Origin of the sequence: Sphingomonas sp. (assembly GCF_048594985.1) — a bacterium.
In the GTDB taxonomy this organism is placed as follows: Bacteria; Pseudomonadota; Alphaproteobacteria; order Sphingomonadales; family Sphingomonadaceae; genus Sphingomonas_I.
Genome location: NZ_JBMDXG010000113.1, coordinates 1 through 3429 on the forward strand (window position 1 = coordinate 1; position 3429 = coordinate 3429).

The window sequence follows — 3429 nt, forward strand, 5'->3', positions numbered from 1 at the left end:
GCCGACCACGGTCGTCGTGCCGCAGGGCTCCACTCTCGCCGCCGCCGCGCGGGAGCTGGAGCGGCTGGGGGCGGTGCGGTCGACCACGGGCTTCCTGCGCTTCGCCGACTGGTTTGGGTCCAAGGAGCCGATCAAGGCCGGCGAATATGAGGTCGCGCCGGGGATGAGCGCGCGCGACATCCTGTCGCTGCTGCAAAGCGGGCGGACAGTCCAGCGGCTCATCACCATTCCCGAGGGCACGCCGTCGATCCTGGTGTTCGAGCGTCTTGCCAGGGAAAAGCTGCTGACCGGCAAGCTGCCGATCCCACCCGAGGGCACGGTGCTGCCGGGAACCTACTCATTCCAGCGTGGCGAGCCGCGCAAGGCGGTGCTCGGTCGGATGCAGGATGCGATGCGGACCACGCTCAACCAGCTGTGGATGACGCGCAAGGCGAATACGGCGGTCAACAGCAAGCAGGAGGCGCTGACCCTCGCGTCGATCGTCGAGAAGGAGACGTCGGTCCCCGACGAGCGCCCGATGGTGGCGGGGGTCTATACGAACCGGCTGCGCACGGGAATGCGGCTGCAGGCCGATCCAACGATCATCTACCCGCTGACCAAGGGAAAACCGCTCGGCCGCCGCATCCGGCTGAGCGAGGTGCGCGCGAAGAACGATTACAATACCTATGCCATGGAAGGCCTGCCCAAGGGCCCGATCACCAATCCGGGCAAGGATGCGATCGCGGCGGTACTCGCGCCTGCGCAGACCGACGCGCTCTACTTCGTCGCCGACGGCAAGGGTGGGCACGTGTTCGCGAGCAATCTGCAGGACCACAACGCCAACGTCCGGCGCTATTACAACCTGCGCAAGGCGCAGGGCGCGCGCTAGCATTCCTCAGGCGAAGGGGGGCGGCGAACCCGCCGCCCCCTCGATCACCAGCCCCTGCGGTAGCGCGGGCCGCCATATCCGTACCCGTAGCCGTAGCGGGGCGCCGGATAGTAGCGATATTCGTAGACCACCGGCGGCGGCGGCGGGGCGTAATAATAAGCGGGCGGCGGCGGAGCATAATAAGCCGGCGCATAGTCGTAATAGTCATAGCCACGCGGACGCGAGGCGATCGCGGCACCGGCGGCCAGGCCCAGAATGCCCGCGCCGAGGGCGATCGCCGCGCCATCGCCGCGTCCGCGCCGGTGATAATGGCGCGCATCGGCCGGCGCGACCGCCGCCAACATGCTCCCGGCTAGCGCCAGCCCCGCTGCCGTCGTGGTGATGAACTTGCGCATCTCCTGCCTCCAATAACCGTGGATACTTCCCACGTTGCCGGCCCATATGGTCCATCGTGCCTGAACGCGCCGGGACTCGAACATTTATCATCCATTCACGTGCCGGCGGAGGCTTTTGCGACGGGTCGAGCGCTGGCAGGCCCGCCGTGCTTCCTGTAGAGGCCAGAGCCCATGCCGGCCAACCTGATCAGCCAGCGACCGTTCTTCGAGGACAAGAACCGCGCTTTCTGGACGCTGCAGTCGGCGGGCTGGGCCGGCTATTTCGTCCTGCGCGCGCTCGGCGGGATCGCCAATGCCATGGGCTGGCTGTTCGTCGTTCCCACCGCGCTGACCACGGCGACCGGCTATTCGCTCACGCTGCTGATGTCGGCCGCATACCGGCGGCTGTTCCGCATGCGCCCGGCGATCACCTGGACCGGATCGATCCTGATCATGGCGCTGGCGGCGGCGGTCTTCTCCTCGATCGAGACGTGGGCGCACGCGACCTTCTACCGCACGGGCCCGATGCCCGCCGGCATCCAATACCTGTCGGCGATCCTGCTCGATTTCTCGCTGCTCGCGGCTTGGTCGGCGCTCTATTACGGCATCAATTTCTACATCCTGGTGGAGGAGCAGCGCGACCAGCTGCTACGGCTGGAAAGCCAGGCGTCGTCGGCGCAGCTTGCCATGCTCCGCTACCAGCTCAATCCCCATTTCCTGTTCAACACGCTCAATTCGATCTCGACCCTCGTGCTGCTCAAGCAGACCGAGCGCGCCAACGCGATGCTGTCGCGCCTGTCGTCCTTCCTGCGCTACACCCTGGTCAACGAGCCGGAGGGCGAGGTCACGGTCAGCCAGGAGATCGACACGCTGAAGCTGTACCTGGATATCGAGAAGATGCGGTTCGAGGATCGGCTGCGGACGCGGTTCGATCTCGATCCGGCGGCGCTCGACGCGCGCATCCCCTCGCTGCTGCTTCAGCCGCTGGTCGAGAATGCGATCAAATATGCCGTCACGCCGCAGGAGGAGGGCGCCGACATCGACATCGGGGTCCGCCGGATCGGCGCGCGCGTTCACATCACGGTCAGAGACACCGGCCCAGGAGAAGCGACGCGGCCGATCGACGGCGGGGGTGTTTCCTCGACCGGCGTCGGCCTGGCGAACACGCGGGACCGTCTGGCGCAAGCTTATGGCAGCGACCATCGCTTCGAGACACAGGCCGGACCCGACGGCTTCGCCGTGACGATCGACCTGCCCTATCAACCGGGCATGACAGTGAGGACCTGACGCGTATGACGATCCGAACCATCCTGGTGGACGACGAATCGCTCGCCATCCAGGGCCTGCAGCTCCGGCTCCAGGCGCATGAGGATGTGGAGATCATCGAGACCTGCACCAACGGACGCGAGGCGATCCGCGCGATCAAGACGCACAAGCCCGATTTGGTCTTCCTCGATATTCAGATGCCCGGCTTCGACGGCTTCTCGGTGGTGTCGGGGCTGGCGGTGGTCGAGCCGCCGCTGTTCGTGTTCGTGACCGCCTTTTCGGATCACGCCCTGCGCGGGTTCGAAGCCGGCGCCGTCGATTATCTGGTCAAGCCGGTCGAGACCGATCGCCTGGCCGATACGATGGAGCGCGTCCGCCAGCGCCTGACCGAAAAGCGCGCGGCGGAGGAAGTGGTCCAGCTCAAGGAAGTGATCGCCGAGCACGCGCCCGAAGCGGTCGAGGGAATGCCCGAGGCGGTCGATGCCCCGTCCGCCAGCCGCTACGAGAAGCTGATCAACATCAAGGATCGCGGGCAGATCTTTCGCGTCGATGTCGACACGATCGAGCGGATTGACGCCGCCGGCGATTATATGTGCATCTATACCGGCGACAACACGCTGATCCTGCGTGAGACGATGAAGGATCTGGAGAAGCGGCTCGATCCGCGCCGGTTCCAGCGCATCCACCGTTCGACCATCGTCAACCTCGATCTGGTCAAGCAGGTGAAGCCGCACACCAATGGGGAATGCTTCCTCGTGCTGGGCTCGGGCGCGCAGGTGAAGGTCAGCCGCTCATACCGCGACGTCGTCGCCCGCTTCGTCCACTGACCGGCGATCGTCGCCGGCCGCTCAGCCGAAGCGGCCGGTGACGTAATCGCGCGTCCGCCGCGCGCGGGGGGTCGCGAAGATGTCGGCGGTCGGA

At 66.1% G+C, this 3429-nt stretch carries 4 protein-coding genes; 3 read left to right on the top strand and 1 reads right to left on the bottom strand.

The genetic code is table 11. From position 1 onward, the window contains the following. Positions 1 to 868: endolytic transglycosylase MltG (mltG, locus tag ACOJSF_RS04160; protein WP_420140966.1), on the top strand; the 868-nt coding region annotated here is incomplete at its 5' end. A gap of 44 nt (positions 869 to 912) precedes the next feature. Here mltG and ACOJSF_RS04165 read toward each other — a convergent pair. Then, positions 913 to 1263 (bottom strand): hypothetical protein, encoded by a 351-nt coding sequence (locus ACOJSF_RS04165; protein ID WP_420140967.1) that lies wholly within the window; start codon positions 1261 to 1263, stop codon positions 913 to 915. A gap of 171 nt (positions 1264 to 1434) precedes the next feature. Here ACOJSF_RS04165 and ACOJSF_RS04170 point away from each other — a divergent pair, with 171 nt between their 5' ends. Further along, complete coding sequence (locus ACOJSF_RS04170) at positions 1435 to 2529, top strand: sensor histidine kinase (RefSeq protein ID WP_420140968.1); 1095 nt, start codon at positions 1435 to 1437, stop codon at positions 2527 to 2529. 5 nt (positions 2530 to 2534) lie between these two features. Then, positions 2535 to 3335, top strand: coding sequence for a LytR/AlgR family response regulator transcription factor (locus ACOJSF_RS04175; protein ID WP_420140969.1), 801 nt, complete (start codon positions 2535 to 2537; stop codon positions 3333 to 3335). Positions 3336 to 3429: the final 94 nt, after the last annotated feature.

What these genes read in the sequence shown, in the direction of transcription:
- ACOJSF_RS04165 (WP_420140967.1), bottom strand. Translation starts at nt 1,263, where the DNA reads ATGCGCAAGTTCATCACCACGACGGCAGCGGGGCTGGCGCTAGCCGGG.
- ACOJSF_RS04170 (WP_420140968.1), top strand. Translation starts at nt 1,435, where the DNA reads ATGCCGGCCAACCTGATCAGCCAGCGACCGTTCTTCGAGGACAAGAAC.
- ACOJSF_RS04175 (WP_420140969.1), top strand. Translation starts at nt 2,535, where the DNA reads ATGACGATCCGAACCATCCTGGTGGACGACGAATCGCTCGCCATCCAG.